Raw genomic sequence first — 17667 nt, 5'->3', positions numbered from 1 at the left:
TTTTCAATCTGAAGTTTGATGCTCATCCAAATAAATAACGACAGATTATTACAGAGGCTATAATACCTGCTAAATCGGCTAACAACCCTGCCGGAATCGCATGTCGTGTACGACGAATACCTATAGAACCAAAATAGACTGCAATGACGTAAAAAGTTGTCTCTGTACTTCCCATCATCGTTGCGGCAATTTTGGCAATTAATGAATCTCCGCCATATTGATGAATTAACTCTGCCATCAATCCAGTTGAAGCACTTCCCGAAAAGGGTCGGATTAAAGCTAGAGGCAATACTTCAGGTGGCATCCCAATCATTGCCAGAAGTGGTGCGAGTAACCTCGCCATTAAACTAAAGAAACCGGATGCTCGCAACATCCCAATAGCAACTATCATCGCAATAAGATAAGGAACAATATTTAAAACGGTATCAAAACCTTGCTTCGCACCAACAATAAATGCATCAAATACATTAATTTTCTTAACTATCGCAGCATAAAAAGGAATACCTACAATAAAAATTAAAAGCATCCAATTCGATAGTTGATTCGCAAATTCCATCATAAATTTTTTGTCCTTTTAATACGAAACATTGGCAATTTAGCCAACTGTCTTACCGAAACAACAGCAACAACAGTAGAAATTATGGTGGCGATCAAAGAGCTCACAATAATACTACTGGGATTAGTACTTCCATTCGCCGCTAAATAAGCAATAGCCGTTGCGGGGATGAGTTGTACGCTTGACGTATTAATTGCTAAAAAAGTACACATTGAATTGGTCGCAATTTTTACATGCTCATTAAGTGTTTGCAACTCCTTCATCGCTTGCAATCCGAATGGCGTTGCTGCATTAGCAAGTCCTAACATATTGGCAGCAATATTCATCGTCATGGCACCCATAGCAGGATGATCGGGTGGAATATCAGGAAAGAGCCATTTTAAAATTGGCCGGAGTAACTTACCCAATAAGTTAACTAAACCCGATTCAGTAGCAATGGACATAATCCCTAACCATAAGGACATGATCCCTGCTAAACCAAGTGCTATTTCAAAACCTAATTTAGCGGAATCAGTGACAGCCCGTGCTACTTCATCGATTCGTCCCTCAATAACGCCAACGATTACGGAAATTACTATCATGCTTAGCCAAATTATATTCAGCATTCTTGCCTCCCTCCTCTGAGACAGGTTAATATGTCTCTCTTATTTAGCTTTAAATAGAAAAAACTCATGAAGTACACATTCACTTCCTTAAAGCATTTAGTTTTTATAACCTGCCTAAGCTCTTCTGTTGTTGGCTATACTTTTGACTCAACTGCCACTGAAAAACAAGCTAATTACTCAATAGAAGAACTATACCATAGACTCAACAGCATGCCGAACAATTCCATGGCGGAAAGAATCGATTGGATCAGCGGTCAATTTTTAGGAGTACATTACGTATTGGGTTCATTAGGAGAAGGCACTAAAGCATTGTACGATCAATTTCCACAATATCGAGTTGATGCCTTTGATTGTGATACCTATGTCAATACTGTTTTATCTTTAGCATTAGCAAACTCACTTACCTCGTTTCAGCAATGTGTCAAAAATATACGTTATAAAAATGGGGTTGTTTCTTACATACAACGCAATCATTTTACAGGTTTAGATTGGAATCAAAACAATCAGAAAAATGGAATACTTAAAGACATTACACTGACTTTTAAAGATCAAAACCACCAACCAGTCGCTAAAATGGCTGAGGCTGTTATTAATAAACCCAAGTGGTACAGCTATAAGACCATTGATACAATTAGATTAGAAAATACGAATGATGAGAAAGCAGAAGAACGCTTGGTTGAATTGAAAAATAAAGGTTCAAAATTGGAAATTACCACAGAAAAGGTTCCTTATCTGCCATTTACAGCATTGTTTCCCGAAAAAAATAAACCTAACATGCATTTATTTGCCCAAATTCCTAATGGTGCAATCATTGAAATAGTTCGCCCGAATTGGGATCTCAGTCAAAAAATTGGTACTGCATTAAATATTTCACATTTAGGATTTGCAATTCGTGATAAAGGACAATTGTACTTTCGCCAAGCTTCATCAGAATATGGCAAAGTAGTTGATACTCCACTGATTGAATATCTTGAAAAAGCCTTAAAGAGCCCTACGATTAAGGGCATCAATGTGCAAGTGGTGTTGCCTCAAAAACCATTAACAGACTGTAAAAACCTGTCTAACGATTAGGATCATAAAAATGAATTACGGATTAACCTATAAACCCTCGTTATCTGCTAGTGAATGCCTTGTACTCGGGGTGTTTTCTGATACAGATCTTCCTGATTTTGCCCAAAATATAGATAAAGAGCATCATGGCTTGCTAAATAAACTGATTCACAAAGCAACGGAACCAGGCGATGTGCTTTGGCATCATAATTCGCAGGGTAGTTTATTAATAATACAATGTGGTGAGAAAGCGAAATTTAACCTTAACCAGCTAAAAAAACGCATCACAGAGATAATAGGTGCTTTAATCAAACATCGCATCAACTCTGCAATTTTATGCGTGCCACAAATTTCTGGATGCTCTCCGGATCAGCAACTGGAACAGATGGTTATTCTAATTGATAATCAACGCTATCAATTATTAGACTTCAAAAAGAAAAAGGCAAAACCACATCAATTAGAAACAATTAGTTTTTATTTACCCAACGCCACTGAGCAAAGCATAAAACTAGGCAAAGCAATTGCCACCGGAGTTGAACTAACACGTCATTTAGCGAATATGCCTGCCAATATTTGTACTCCTACCTATCTTGGTGAGCAAGCAATCCAGTTAGCAAACGAATTTCCTCAAGAACTAAACTGCAAAGTACTTGGTCCAGAAGAAATGCGTGACCTGGGTATGGAAACATTATTAGCAGTCGCCCAAGGCTCAGCCCAACCACCAAAACTTATAGACATTCACTACAAAGGAGCAGGAGATAATCCTCCGATTATTCTTGTGGGTAAAGGCATTACCTTTGATTCAGGTGGTTTATCCATTAAACCCGCTAATGCTATGGATGAAATGAAATATGATATGTCTGGAGCCGCCAGCGTCTTAGGAACAATAAAGGCCTGTGCCCTGTTAAAGCTGCCAATAAATGTCATTGGCTTAATTGCCAGTGCTGAAAATATGGTCAGCGCTACTTCAGTTAAATCGGGTGATATTGTTACCAGCATGTCTGGACAAACTGTTGAAATTATCAATACTGATGCTGAAGGCCGCCTTGTATTGGCCGATGCTCTAACTTATGCTGAACGCTATAACCCTGAATTTGTCATTGATATTGCTACTCTAACTGGCGGGATTATTGTTGCCCTAGGAACGGTTGCATCAGGGTTTATGACTCAAGATGAGGAGCTCGCACAGCTCATTGAAAAAGCAGCGACAGAAAGCAATGACCGTGTATGGCGCATGCCTTTAGATGAAGATTATCAGGATGCGCTTGATAGCCCCCTAGCGGATATGATCAATGCGGGCTTTGATCGAACAGCCAGTAGTATTACTGCCGCATGCTTCCTGTCTCGTTTTACCGAAAAATATCGTTGGGCACATATAGATATTGCAGGCACTGCTTGGATTTCTGGTAAAAATCGTAATGCTACTGGCAGACCCGTTCCTTTATTAATTGAAATAATACGCCATGCCGCCAATTCGCGTTGATTTTTACCTGTTAGCCAATGAGCAGAATAATGCTCGTTGGTTGCTCGCCTGTCGCCTCTTGGAAAAAGCCTATGCTAAAGGACATAAGGTTTACGTCTTGTGCACTAATAAACAAGACGCTGAATTTCTAGATGAGCTCTTGTGGACTTTCAAAGAGGACAGCTTCATTCCTCATAACCTACAAGGTGAAGGCCCCGAGCCTCCCCCTCCAATACAGATTGGATATGAACGGGAACCAAGAGGATTTAATGATATTTTATTGAACCTTTCACATAATATTCCCCCTTTTTATACTAAGTTTAAGCGTATCATGGAAATAGTCCTTAATAGTGAGGCAGACAAAGAACAAAGTCGTGCTCATTATAGAAGTTATAAAGCGAATGGGTGTGAATTGTATACTCACCAAATGAAATAGATTATTTCAATAACTTCTTAATAAATCGATACACAAGGAGAGCACCGTATAACTTGGGGTAAATAAAGGAGAACAGCATGCTACGTACCGTTGTTGCCCCTATTTATCCACCATTCATTTTCTTATTCGGGATAATTTTTTTTGACTCTTCCTAGGGTACTTTTTTATAACCTGGGATTCTGCATATTGAACAAATGAAAAATTTAGCTAATGCAGGCAGAGGCCTCTGTTGTTATAGATCAAAATGTAAGAAATAAGTTTTAAAGAAAAGAGACGTTGTAAGCAGCCATTGCTTTGGCAACAAAAGCAAACTTATTCTATAATGTACATATAGTATTTTTAATGTTCGAGAAAAGTAATGCCCTCTGATGTAGAAAAATTATTAGAGCAGATAAATAGTGCTCAACAAAAATTACAAAAAAAAGCGGAGAAATATACTAATTTACCGATGCAATTAAAAACAGAAATAGAAAGTTTATGTAAAGAGACAATTTCTCGCTTAGAAGAATTACGTAGTAAAGATCCTAAAGATCCGCAAACTATAAAAGATCTGCAAACTATAAAAGAAAATTTAGATAAAACTAATTTTCTTGTTGATAGTGTTAATCTAACCCTCACGGTCAAAAAAACAAATCCTTCGTTCTTACCTAAAATAGCTAATGAAACGAGACGTATTGGCAAAACTTTTAACGAGATGACATACGATGATTCGAGGTCTATGGGTAATAAATTGTGGACTTGCATGAAATCCGTGGTAACTACTTGTTTAGATACAGCGATTGGAGCAAGTAAGGGTATGAGGCAAGGTTTTGTTGAGAATGAAGGTTTTTTTAAAACCATGGGTGGTGTTCTTAAAGGGGCTGCTACTGGTGCTGTATTAGGAGCATCAAGGGGATTTGCAGATTCATTTATGAATGATGGGGAAAAAGCAAAAAAAATGATCGCAAACCTCCGAGAAGATCATGGTAATGAACTCCTAGAGCTTTATGAAAAAATAAAAAATGAGAAGGATCCTGCATATCCAGCCAATAAAGCACGAATTGAGATTTTAAAGGAAGAAGGAAAATATTTATCTGAATTAGAAAGACGATTAGAAAGTAATCCAAATGATAAAAAAGTGCACTCTGAAATTGTAGGTTCATTACGTACTTTATCTTTAACGAGCGCTGGATCCGCATTAATGCATACTGCATTAGAAGTTATTCATGATTTTAGCTCTCCTCAAAAATTTGGAGGTCTAGAGGGAGCTAAGGCACTAGAGAATTTAGGAAAAGATGTAGTTAGTGCCGCTAAAAATTTTAATGCCATTTTAGATAACTCTCAGACTGCTTTACCTTCTAAACTATTTAGTTTAACTAAAGCCTTTGCTATGTCTGCCTGGGAGGGTGTAAAAGGTTGTATGAAGGGCTTGGCAGAAGGATTCCAGCAAGGGAAAGGACTGTCAACCATAGGAAGTACAATAAAAGGAGCATTATTTAGTGGTTTCTCTGGTGCTGTCAAGGGATTTAACCAGTCTCTTGAAAAAGACCTGTCATTAACGGCACCATCCGGTAGTAACAAGAAAGTTGCTCTCGGTGACACTCCTTTAGTACCCGACAATGATAAAGATTTAGATAAAGGTCTTGAGTCAAATTTGGGATTAAGTGGGGTAAAATAACAAGTGTAGCCCCGTATCCATTCTCTATGTAGATCATTCGGGCTACCAAATATTTAATTAATTAATCCCAAAGCACATCTTTATCCTTTTTAATGGCTGCTTGTAATAAACTAATCAAAGGAACGGCACGTTTTTTCAAACTAATTTTTCCATCGTTTTCTTCATCATCCTCTACTATTTTTTCTTCTTTGCCGAGACCAGACTGTAAATGCGTCAATGCTTCAGGAAGATTTTCAGACTTGATTGCTCCTGGAATTGTGCCGCTATGTCCCATTAAAGAAAGTAACTGTCTAGCTACATCCGCAAAATAAGTGATGTCTTCATAAGCATCCGTGTGAAATGTGACTAACATCAAAATCTCCTTTTAATTTTGTATCACCCTATGATCGTCCGTAAGTACTCAATAAATATGCTGCAATGGTACGAAACCCCATTGCTTCACCACCCTCTGGTTTACCGGGTTTGCTGCTTAAATTCCATGCCATAATATCAAAATGTATCCAAGGGATGGTCTTTGACACAAAACGTTGCAAAAATAATCCTGCAACAATTGCTCCTGCATAAGGATGATCACTTGCATTGCTTAAATCAGCTACATTGGAGCGAAGTATCTCTTCATAAGCATCAAATAACGGCAAACGCCAAACAGGATCAACAGCCTTCAAAGAAACATCACTCACCGCTGCAGCGAGTTGATCGTTATTCGTCAAAAATGCAGCGATTTCACTCCCCACTGAAACTCGAGCAGCACCTGTTAATGTAGCAAAGTCGATTAATAATTCAGGTTGTTCTTCACATGCTTTTACTAAAGCATCCGCCAAAATCAACCGACCTTCCGCATCGGTATTGTGTACTTCTACGGTTAAACCATTACGCATGGTGAGAATATCCCCGGGTCTAAATGCATCGGGTCCCAGAGAGTTTTCTACTGCAGGAATAAGCATATGTAACCGAACAGGTAAATTACGAGTCATAATCCACTGTGCGAGGCCGATTACATGAGCTGCTCCGCCCATGTCTTTCTTCATAAGGCGCATTCCAGAAGCTGATTTAATGTCCAAACCACCGCTATCAAAACATACTCCTTTTCCTACCAAAGTAATACGAGGATGTTTCTCATTGCCCCAAGTTAACGACAACAAACGCGGAGCAGATTTAGAAGCGCGTCCTACAGCATGGATGGCTGGAAAATTACCCGTGATTAACTCATCGCCAACCCACTGTTTAAATTGGGCATGATGGGTTTGTGCTAATTGCTCAACGAGTTCAGCCATTTCTTTTGGTCCTAAATCACTTGTTGGCTTATTAATTAAATCTCGAACTAAAAATTGCGCTTGTACTAAATTTAAGAGTTCATTTAAATCATCCGAATCCACTACCAGAATACGTGGCTGAGCTTCGTTTTTTTTATACGCATCAAAACAATATTGTGCTAAAGCCCAATTCATTAATGCCTCTTGAGAACAGAAACCTTGTAACTTATAAGTATTGGGAGGAAGTAATAGCGCTGCATTTGCCATAGCCTGAGCCTGATTTTCATCACCAGTGCCTATATAGGCTTTATCAATTAAACCATCTGCATTAAAGATGAAACAAGAATCACCTATATTTCCCTTAAATTGCTGTAAAGCAAAACAATTTTGCTCTGCAGCTGTTAGCATCTTGCTCTGTTCTTCCCACTGACCTTGTGACATCAAATAAAGAGGAATAGCCCTATCCCTCTCAGTTTCATAAAATAACTTTGCTTGCATCTCTTTATTCCTTCACTTGACCGCGAAAATGGGAAGCTCTTAACCCTGTTAATCCTAAAACCAAGATGTAAATGACAATTGCCACCAATACATGGAGTGATAATACACTTAAACGTTTTACCGGAGAAAAATTTAGCCAATAACTTACTGTTCCACTCATGTAAACTAAATAAATACTAATTGCAATATTAGCACAAATTAATTGCATGCTAAATTTTAACCATCCAGGAGAGGGTTTAAACACCCCACGCTTAATCAGTAAAAATAATAAAGTGCCACAGTTTACATAACCTGCCAATGCAGAGGCCAAAGTTAAGCCAGCATGAGCAAAATGCCAGATAAATAGGGAACATAGTAACGTATTCACTACCATACAAATAGCACCTACTTTAACTGGGGTACTGATATCTTGTCGGGCATAAAAACCTGAAGCCAATACTTTAACCATCATAAAAGCAGGAACACCTGCTCCAAGAGTAATTAAACTTTTTTGGGTTTGGAGTACATCGTTGATGGTGAACTTCCCATAGGCAAAACAACTGGCAATTAAAGGCATGGCAAATAAGCACAACCCCAAACTGGCAGGAATTCCAATCAGTATAATTAACCGCAACCCCCAATCTAACGCACTGGAATATTGACTCATGCTCTGCTCGGAGTGTCTCCTAGAGAGATGGGGTAGAATTACCGTAGCAACAGCTACCCCGAAAACGCCCAAAGGAAAGTCAGTGAGACGATCCGTATAATACAACCAGGAGACACTCCCTACTTTTAGGAAGGACGCAAAAATACTATCAACCATTAAATTGAGTTGGGCTATAGAAACACCAAATAAAGCAGGGATCATTAATTTTAGCACTTGATTAACCCCGGCATCATTTCTCACCACACGTGGTCTTACAAGTAAATTACGTTGATGTAAAAAAGGAATTTGAAAAAGTAACTGTATAATCCCCGCAATAAGCACTCCCCATGCCAATCCTACTACAGGTGTTGGTAAATGAGGACATAAATAAATTGCCGCAAGAATCATGCAGATATTAAGTAAAACAGGAGTAAATGCAGGAATTGCAAAATAACCATAAGTATTGAGCACTGCTCCAGCCATGGCTGTTAAAGAAACCAACATCAAAAAAGGAAAAGTAATACGCAGCATTTCTGTGGCCAGTACTGCACGACTACTATCATGACTAAATCCCGGAGCAAATAAAAAGATAATTACAGGCGCTGCAAACATGCCAATTAACGTAACAACACTAAGAATAGAGCCTAAATAACCAGCAATACGAGCAATAAAAATGCGAACATCTTCTGGAGTTCGTGTTTTTTGGTATTCAGCGAGCACAGGAACAAATGCTTGCGCAAAAGCCCCTTCCGCAAATAAACGACGCATAAAATTAGGAATACGGAATGCAACAAAAAAAGCATCCATACCTGCTTGAGCACCAAAAAAATTAGCAAGAACCATATCACGCACAAAACCAACAATGCGTGAAATAAAGGTCATCACTGATACTAATGTGGTTGATCGTAATAAACTTTGTCGTTTAGGTACCATAATTTCTGCATCTGCTGCTGACATAATTTTAAAAATAAAACGAAGATTTCTTATGATATACCTAAATCCTTCATCTTACATAATCCTATAACACATGAGACGTGAAACAATCATTTTCACTAAGAAACAAATAAGCCAAAATTTGATTTTTCCCTGAGGAAACAAAGAAATTATATTGACAATTTATATCTTGTTGTGCATGATCACCATCTTTTGTACCGACTGAATGAGTGGAGATTTTTAAGTGGCAAATATTAAATCAGCAATCAAACGCGCTCGCCAAAACGTTAAACTGCGCCAACATAATGCCAGTGCACGTTCTATGTTCCGCACTTACATTAAAAATGTGCTTAAAGCTGTTGAATCAGGTGATAAAGAAGCCGCTCATGCTGCCTACGCCAAAGCACAACCTATTATTGACAAAGCCGCAGGAAAAGGTTTGATTCATAAAAATAAAGCTGCACGAATTAAAAGCCGTTTAGTAGCACGTGTCAAAGCAATGTCTGCATAATTATTCATTGACTTAAGGAACTTGTTGTTGTCCTCGCGAAAGCGAGGACTCATTTTGATGCAGGGACAATACTAAAATAGACATGGATTCTCGCTTTTGCGAAAATGACACTAACCCTTAAATCAATGCCAGTGAGGGGCTAACTTTTTACACAGCATTTACGTTGCTAGTTAATTTCCATTTTCTAGCTAATTCAAAGGCATTTTGCGCCGCTTCGTGCTGTCCGTTCTTTCCAGCCGCATCAATGAAACTAGTAAATGTGATTGAATTAGCCAATCTTAATTTTTTGGCTAATTCAAAGGCCCTTTGAGCTGCCTCAAACTGCCTATTCTTCCCTGCAATGTTGATGAAGCTATTAAATGTAAATTCATTGACTAACTTCCACTGTTTCGCTAACTCAAAGGCATTTTGAGCAGCTTCAAATTCTCCACTCTTTCCTGCTAAATCAATAAAACTGGCAAAGGTAACCTGATCAAGCAATCTTTTTTCCTTAGCTTGTGCAAATGCATTTTGTGCTGCTGCAAACTGTCCGTTCTTCCCTGCTGCGTTAATGAAACTATTAAAAGTAATCTGATTCGCTAACCTTCTGCTCTTGGCTAATTCAAAAGTATTTTGCGCCATTTCAAACTGTCGGTTTTTACCTGCTGCATCAATGAAACTTGCAAAAGTGACCTCATTAGCCAATTTCGAGTTTTTAGCTAGCTCAAAAGCATTATACGCCAAATCGAATCGCCCGTTTTTACCTGCTGCATCAATAAAACTAGAAAAGGAAGCTTCATTGAGCAATTTACATTTTTTAGCAAATTCAAAGGTATTTTTTGCTATCTCAAATTGTCCATGCTTTCCTGCTACATCAATAAAGGTCGCGAAGGTAATTGCATTAGACAATTTCCATTCTTTGGCCACCTCAAATGCATTTTGTGCTGCATGGAACTGCCCATTTTTTCCTGCGGCAACAATGAAACTATTAAACGTAATCACATTGACTAATTTCCGTTTTTTAGCGAATTCAAAAGCATTTTTTGCTGCTTCAAACTTTCTATTTTTTCCTGCTAGAGTAATGAAACTATTAAAGCTGGCTTCATTAGCTATTTCTTTAACGATTAATAGATTGTAAACCGTACATATAAAATTCCAATCTCTATTAAACTTATTCATTAATTGATTACAAACAACCACATCGATACTATTTTCGGGAGCGTTTTTTAAAAGAGATAAAATAGACGATAAATCTTTTTGAGATGCAATTTGTTTACTCAATATTATTGCGCACCTAATATCCTTTTCCCTTGTTACTTTATCACTTAAGATTTTTATTAATTGTTCAAACATAATAACCCTCACTATCTAGTGATTTTGATTAGCTCTTAACCAATTTCTCATCCCTTATGTATTATTTTATACATACAAGTCTTAACCCTAAGTGATTTCAAAATGAATAAAATTCATAGCGTATTACGAAAAAGAATGGTGAGGTCTGTTTCACTGGGAGCTAGGTCGAACATTTTTCTAGAAATTGAGGAGGCCCTATTCTTGGGTGCAGGGAGGCTAGTTGGTTAAAAACATAATAGCTCAGCACGTTAACCGCGCGAAGCGGCGGTTACTGCTGAGCACGTACCTAAAGACTATCCTAATTTAGTTGATCGATAAGACTACAATTCATGATAGTCCTATAGATTCTATACTTTGTCACAAAGACGCAATAGAAATCCATCACTAACTACCACGTAAAGATCTATTATTTATCATTACTGCTGCTCTTGCATTTGTGAGGTCTTCCTCTAAGGACGCATAGATATCAAAAGATTGCATTATATTTAAAAAACGTTCATTCATCTGCAAAAAAGTGACGAGTGCCTCCGCTACAGCCTCATCTTGAGGATAAGAAACTAATCGATTCAAAGAACCCTCAAGAATATTATTTTTCTCCAAAACTTCAGCCTCAATCGCCTCAACCTCATCTAGTGAATCCGTCTGACTAAGACGATCCTTAAATTTATCTTCTTGACTCATAAGAATTTCTGAAACGGGCTGAAGCTCATTGAGATGATTAATAAAATTACGCGCTTCATTCTTTTGAACATCCGTTAAATTTCTTAATGCTTTTTCAAGAAAGATTGATTCTTTCTCTTCCAAAACGCCCCCTGTTCTAACATATTTTGAGAGCGTTCCTATATATTTAGAATTGTACATCAACGCTGAAGCTTCCTGTCCCTCTCCCATGGTCCGTGTCGATAAAAACTGATGTGTCTCTTTTCCTTGTGTAATTAATTTTTTAACAACATTATCGAAATCTGTTTTTGTTTTTACCGAATAAAGCTCTTCTTGCAACACTTCCAGCTTTTTGCAAAAAGATTTTGCTTCTTCTTCGACTGTAATGAAGTTTTGAGCGATGTGATTAGCAATAATCCTCTTGTCCTGGAACAATTTAGTACTCATCTCTATTTCCTCAATAATTGGCGCTTATTATCCTAGAAAAAACAGTTGGTTCCTACTGTGCGTGCTACCGACCCAACTCCTTTTTCTAGGATTATTTAGACTGATTTAATTAAATCAGTAGATAAACTTTTATAATTAATGAATTTATATTCAATCATATTATCCATGATTAATGCTAATAAATTTCCATTTAATGAGTTGACCAAAATTCACTTGCTAATCATTTGTTAATAATTATGAGCTATTATAATCCAATATATTTATTTTTGTGCAAAAATCTTTTGGAAACTGATGAAAGCACTTAAATCTAGAAAAGATAGTGCGTTACATGGTGAAATAACAACAAACACCCAATAATGAACTAAACTTAAACCATTAGCAAATAAAAGAATCAACAAAAGGGTGTTATTATGATAACTGTAATGAATTTAAGAAAAATTTCACAATCATATGACAATAAATTTAAAAATGAAGGCTTTAGTTTGTTTCATGAACAAAAACTAATGGATGTGTTTAATAACGTATTCCAGGACGGAGATGAAACTCGGGAAATAACCCCATTGGAGTTTGAACAATTCTTCAATAAAGGAATATATTCAAGAATTCTTATGCCAGAACAAGATGTTAATTATCGAAATGCTTGTGATTTGATCAACTCGTGTTTTGGAGCACCTTCCTTAGGAGAGGATGATAGTATTTTAATAGAAATTAGAAATCTTGCATCTGCGGGCAGATTATCTGCTACCCTTTTATCTCTTGCATCAATTAATCCAAATCCCCTTGATTTTCTTAAAGCATGTCAGCTTTCATTTATTGATGATGAAGTTATCGCCGCCTTATCTGGAAGCAACAATCCAATTGAAAGTGCTGAAGCGTTAAGAGATGGCAAGAATAAAGGATTTGTTGGCACCATTGAACAACAAACATTGATAGTCCAGCATAATGCACCGAAAAAATTGATCAACGCTTTATTAAGTTTTCAGAAGGAATTCAACGAGACGTTACACATAAGGCAGGATACCATTGATGCCCTAATAAAGCATGATAATCCTGAAAAAATATGCGCAGCCCTTGTTCAATTAAGTCAAAAATCAATTGGCTTATCTGACCAGCTAGAATCAGAACTCTTTAAACTAGAAGATCCTGAGTCATTCGTGGAATATTTAGATGCTGCCTATAAACTACACCTCGTTTATTCATTTAACATAATACAGAAGGATCTATTCACTCACCCTCAACCCAAAGAATTTCTTGAGGCATTAAATCTCTTAAACCGAAAAGGAGTATCACTTGATGACAATGAATACAGTTTTTTAGCTAAAGCAAAAAAACCAGTGGTGGCTTCTGAGGCTTTAATAAGTTTAAAAGAATTACTTTTATCTAATGAAATTAGGTTAAATATTTTATCCAAATCCAATGAAGAAGCAATAGAATTAATTAGCCAATTATCTGAATTAAAGAAAAACAACATACAACTTTCTGATAAATACATTACTAAGATAATTGAAAGCAAAAACTTTAAGGATATTACTAATTCGTTAATTCATTTAAAGAAAAATAACAGCGATCTTTTATTAAATTTTTCAAATATTGAAATGATTATAAATCATCCCAGACCTAAGGTAGTTGTGGATACTATCAAGGGACTAATAACACTGAATAATACAATTACTCAGAACGACTTAGACTATATAAGTAAGGATATTTTTAATGACTGGCGCTCTGATAAAACGCCAACTTTTAATATCAATCGATTACCAACTGAATTCGAAGCAACAAAACTAAAATCTAAAAGCGTCCAAGATGCTGTTAAACAAAGGGTAGCTAGTAAGTATCATGAAAGTACTCGACTTATGGAGCAATCGGTAGCTGATCTCTCTTTGGAATACGTTAGAGGAACAAGGGATGTTGAGCCTCCTTTTTCTAAGAATAAAACAGAAACCACCGAGGTCTCAATAGATAAAAAGGCCGGCCCTTTACTGCAATATGCTAATATATACAGCCAAAGATATCTTGATTTGCTAAAAGCCTATGTGCATATTGATGCTGTAAAGGGTATTCCAATGATACCTGTTGATGCAGGTCAATTAAAACTTCATGGCTTCACCTCAAAAGACATTTTAAAAATGCAAGGTGCCTGCAAAATATTCACATCTGAAATTTCTCCAAACATAAAAAGCATTCTGAAAGAAGGAAATAACTCTGAAGCATTTGTTTCGATTATAAAGTTATTGACAGAAAATCAGAGTCTGTTTATCACTAAAGGACAAAAATTAGCTGATTTCCCTAAAGAAACCTTAGAAGATTATGTTACCCGTGTACTCATTCTAGAGAAAATAGAGGAAATTTTACCTCATAAAGAGATTGATGCCATTAACTATTTAAAAGAGGTTTTAAAAGGTCATTCAACTTTGAAATGGAAAGATGCTTTAGCTTTATCAAAACCTGATTTGGAAAAAGAGATAGGATGTGCTTTAACAGATAAACAGTATAGCGAGTTAATTGCACTAAAAAATGTTAGCTTTTCATTAACTCCAGAGCAACATAAAAGAATGGTTGACGAATTCACGAAATATGACTCAATACCGAATGACGAAAAATGGTATCTTCATCAAACTCATTTTCTTATGCACGACTTTGGACACTTGTCATACGATGTAATTGCTGAACAATTAGAAATTGTAGGTAATTTAAATCCAAGCAAATTGGAGGAAACAAGTAAAAAAGTTGGCGAAGATGAACGCTTATTAATGGAAATTAGACATCGAATTGCTGGGGATAGCACAAAGCAGCAAAACTCTCCTGGAACTCTCGGTAGTAATCCTCTAGCCTATTTAAATGTATTGGAAAAGGGTGAACCAGATAATCCTGAAGCAGAATTTAGAAATAAAATGTTCTTTGTTTATATGTGTAACCATTTCGCAAATGCCGTGGTTAAAGATGATGAGATGGTAAAAGATATTAATAATTGGCTAAAAGAAAATGGAAAAGACTGGTCTCTTGATATGAGTTTTATCGCAACAATGCGTAATAGAGGCGCATGGTATATACCTGAAATTTTTAGATATGGGGCAAATGCTGGATTAAATTCTCAATATAGAAAGAGTAAATCAGATGCAGATGTAGAGAAATACTATAAAGAGCATCCTAATATCTCCTTAGAGCAAGCAATGAGTGGTACATCAGATATCAATGCCTTTCACAGAAGACCACTTTCCTCTCGTGAATACTTTAATCAGGTAGGGGAATTACGATATCAAAAAAACGACCCCCGAAATGAACGCCAATTAAATTTTGGTACCGGTGCTGCAATATTTGATTTAGCTCGAACATCAAATACCTTTAGTGAATCTACAAATGAATATTTGGATACTGTAGATGAGTTGGGGATTCCAGTATGTGCTGGTATATCAGGAACTTTAGACCAGTCAACTGCCATGGCAGGTTTAGTTGGGTTAGGTGTATCCGAAGATATGAGTCAGCGACAATATGAATTAGAAACAATTCGTATGGCTTATCTTGCGTTTATGGTTCCTGGGGGAGACCATACAGTGCATGAAATTATGCAATCAGGCACGACATATGGCTTACCCTATGTTGCTGGTCCAGGTTATGAAAATTATATTTTCCCTCGGGATGGCGTGTATGTTAAAAGCGAATTACAAGCATTACAACAAAAACGTGGCAGCAACCTTCCTGAATATTATCTAAGTGAGGATTACGTTAACACTGTGGTTCAAGAAGTGGAAAATGAAATGCTTGCATCTCAAAAGGATGTCAACCTTTTTATTGAGCGATTGAATGCAGCAAAGGCAAACTCACTAAATCCCGAACTAGCAAAGAAACTATCCGATAAGGACTATCAAGAAATTTTAAATTTCTTTAGTAATGAAAATAATAAAGAATTACAAGATAGCTTATTGTTGCTTAAACCTGGAGATTCTATTCGATTTTCAAAAGAATCAACCCAGTTACCTCGTACAATTAATATTGTCCGAAGTTCAAATGGTGAATATAAGCTTATTGCGGAAACAAAGAGAAAACTTCAGGACAATACTAAAGATCTGGATATGCCTGTGGCTCGTGGCGCAATTAAAACGGGTAAACCCAGTTGGAGGCTGGATGTACAAGAAGAATACTTTGGTTTAACCATGAGTGTGGGAAATGATCACCCTCATCTAAAGGAGTATATTGAAGAAATAAAAAAAGAATCAGAGTTATCTCGCAGCTTGGGTGAAAACTCAACAGCAATTTGCGCAACAGAAACCGGTCAAATTTATGAAAAAAATGGTCGAACAAAAATTACTGTTTATTCGCCCAAAGCTATTGGCACACTGGATTCTGTTTTAGAATCTCTTTCTGATAATCGTGAAGCCAAAGAACAATTGATTGACGATTTACTGAAGGGTGTTAAAGCGATGCACGATGCGGGTATGGTTCATCAAGATTTAAAACCTCAAAATCTTTTGGTCTATAAGGATATTAATGGAAAATACTCTCTTAAGATAGCCGATTTTGGGGAAGCTAAAAAGCATGGAAATAAAAGCGAGTATGCAGCAGGTCCCAAATTATACCAGTCACCTGAGATGGCCTATTATTATACCAACCCTTATGAAACTGATAAAGCGAACAAAGAATATGGTGAAACATACTATGCTAAAAAGATTGGTATCTTAGGACGAGTTGTCATCGATAGCAAAGAAGGGCAAAATACTTATCCCGTGGATGAAAAAAAACGTGAACAGTTCAAATCGCCTGATAAAAGCAATGATATGTGGGCAGTGGGTCTGTTAATCCACTATATTCAATATAATTGTCTTCCTCAAAACATGCATGATCTTAATCAGGCTAAAAAGGATCCACTATTAAAAGGATTATTGGATATAGATAGAGAAAACCGCATTGATATAGATAAAGCTTTAATTCTTAATAATGATCTAAAAGATCGAATATACGAAAAAAGAGAACCAGGTCAACGTTATTATATTGGTATTAATCTCCCTACTACGTCTGATGGAAGAGGACAATTAGGTGATGACATTACCTCATATTTAAAAGAATTACCAAGTGTGACTCCTAGAGACAGATCACAATGGCATATGACAATTGGCTGGTTAGAAAACATCGGCTCGGAAGATACGCCTATTTCTAATGATAATTATCAAAAAATATTGAAAGAGATAGCTCCTATTATTAATAAATATAATGCATTGGAATTTAAAATATCTCAACTTGAAAATTGGAAGGGTCATAGTAGTGTTCATGTTCAGCTACAGGAGACAACGAATCAATTGGAGTTATTGCGTCAAGAGATACAAGAAAAAATCAGAGAAGTAGCGCCAGATGTAGAGTTTAAATTTGCGTCACCCCATATTGTTGTGGGTAGTACTAATGAATATATTACACAAGATAAACTCCCAACAATTGATGATAGAAAGACTTATCAAGTATCAAAAATAGACATGATATATCATGATGATAAACAGGGTAAAAATGTTATTTCAGACAGCTTTTCAACGTTACCCACACAGAAAAGCACTTATTCTGGCACGTTCTTTAAAAAACCACACGAAGAAGTGGGTAAAGAGCTGGGGCATGATTTTTCCATTAAACCAGGATCTGGAAATACAAAATAATTCATT

Annotated in this window: 13 protein-coding genes; 6 read left to right on the top strand and 7 right to left on the bottom strand. The window is 36.7% G+C overall.

The genetic code is table 11. From position 1 onward, the window contains the following. Nucleotides 1-22: 22 nt before the first annotated feature. Nucleotides 23-559, bottom strand: a complete 537-nt coding sequence (locus Lgra_RS14365) for a spore maturation protein (protein ID WP_058499954.1) — start codon at nt 557-559, stop codon at nt 23-25. Then, nucleotides 556-1161: a nucleoside recognition domain-containing protein gene (locus Lgra_RS14360; RefSeq protein ID WP_058499953.1), complete on the bottom strand. Its 606-nt coding sequence runs from the start codon at nt 1159-1161 to the stop codon at nt 556-558. Before Lgra_RS14360 ends, Lgra_RS14365 begins: the two co-directional genes overlap by 4 nt. Nucleotides 1162-1227: 66 nt before the next feature. Between Lgra_RS14360 and Lgra_RS14355 the strand changes: the two genes are divergently transcribed. The 4 genes from Lgra_RS14355 (at nt 1228) to Lgra_RS14340 (ending at nt 5766) form a co-directional block, all read left to right on the top strand. After that, on the top strand, nt 1228-2232 hold the full coding sequence (locus tag Lgra_RS14355) for an N-acetylmuramoyl-L-alanine amidase-like domain-containing protein (protein WP_058499952.1): 1005 nt from the start codon (nt 1228-1230) through the stop codon (nt 2230-2232). Nucleotides 2233-2242: 10 nt separating this feature from the next. Continuing rightward, on the top strand, nt 2243-3694 hold the full coding sequence (locus Lgra_RS14350; RefSeq protein WP_058499951.1) for a leucyl aminopeptidase: 1452 nt from the start codon (nt 2243-2245) through the stop codon (nt 3692-3694). Next, nucleotides 3675-4109, top strand: a complete 435-nt coding sequence (locus Lgra_RS14345) for a DNA polymerase III subunit chi (RefSeq protein ID WP_058499950.1) — start codon at nt 3675-3677, stop codon at nt 4107-4109. Before Lgra_RS14350 ends, Lgra_RS14345 begins: the two co-directional genes overlap by 20 nt. 358 nt (nt 4110-4467) lie before the next feature. Continuing rightward, nucleotides 4468-5766, top strand: a complete 1299-nt coding sequence (locus tag Lgra_RS14340; protein WP_058499949.1) for a hypothetical protein — start codon at nt 4468-4470, stop codon at nt 5764-5766. Between the two features lie 61 nt (nt 5767-5827). Here Lgra_RS14340 and Lgra_RS14335 read toward each other — a convergent pair whose 3' ends face one another. Genes Lgra_RS14335 through murJ form a run of 3 tightly spaced genes read right to left on the bottom strand, consistent with a single transcriptional unit; the run spans nt 5828 to nt 9099 of the window. Continuing rightward, nucleotides 5828-6118 carry a DUF1840 domain-containing protein gene (locus tag Lgra_RS14335; RefSeq protein WP_058499948.1) on the bottom strand — a complete coding sequence of 97 codons (291 nt, stop codon included), beginning with the start codon at nt 6116-6118 and terminating at the stop codon, nt 5828-5830. A 28-nt stretch (nt 6119-6146) separates the two neighbouring features. Beyond that, entirely contained in the window at nt 6147-7517 is a 1371-nt protein-coding gene (locus Lgra_RS14330) for a leucyl aminopeptidase family protein (RefSeq protein WP_058499947.1), read from the bottom strand. A 4-nt stretch (nt 7518-7521) separates the two neighbouring features. Then, nucleotides 7522-9099 carry a murein biosynthesis integral membrane protein MurJ gene (murJ, locus tag Lgra_RS14325; RefSeq protein WP_058499946.1) on the bottom strand — a complete coding sequence of 526 codons (1578 nt, stop codon included), beginning with the start codon at nt 9097-9099 and terminating at the stop codon, nt 7522-7524. A 220-nt stretch (nt 9100-9319) separates the two neighbouring features. Between murJ and rpsT the strand changes: the two genes are divergently transcribed. Then, entirely contained in the window at nt 9320-9586 is a 267-nt protein-coding gene (gene rpsT, locus Lgra_RS14320; RefSeq protein ID WP_058499945.1) for a 30S ribosomal protein S20, read from the top strand. A gap of 147 nt (nt 9587-9733) precedes the next feature. Here rpsT and Lgra_RS14315 read toward each other — a convergent pair whose 3' ends face one another. Further along, the gene (locus tag Lgra_RS14315) at nt 9734-10918 is read right to left on the bottom strand and encodes a hypothetical protein (protein ID WP_058499944.1); all 1185 of its coding nucleotides are present in this window, start codon (nt 10916-10918) and stop codon (nt 9734-9736) included. Between the two features lie 384 nt (nt 10919-11302). Continuing rightward, complete coding sequence (locus Lgra_RS14310) at nt 11303-12025, bottom strand: hypothetical protein (protein ID WP_238584461.1); 723 nt, start codon at nt 12023-12025, stop codon at nt 11303-11305. 410 nt (nt 12026-12435) lie between these two features. Here Lgra_RS14310 and Lgra_RS14305 point away from each other — a divergent pair, with 410 nt between their 5' ends. Beyond that, the gene (locus Lgra_RS14305; protein WP_058499943.1) at nt 12436-17661 is read left to right on the top strand and encodes a protein kinase domain-containing protein; all 5226 of its coding nucleotides are present in this window, start codon (nt 12436-12438) and stop codon (nt 17659-17661) included. The last annotated feature ends 6 nt before the right edge of the window (nt 17662-17667 follow it).

This window comes from Legionella gratiana, assembly GCF_001467695.1.
GTDB classification, from domain to species: Bacteria; Pseudomonadota; Gammaproteobacteria; order Legionellales; family Legionellaceae; genus Legionella; species Legionella gratiana.
The sequence above is the reverse complement of the archived record's forward strand: the minus strand, read 5'-3'. Positions and strand labels throughout refer to the sequence as shown.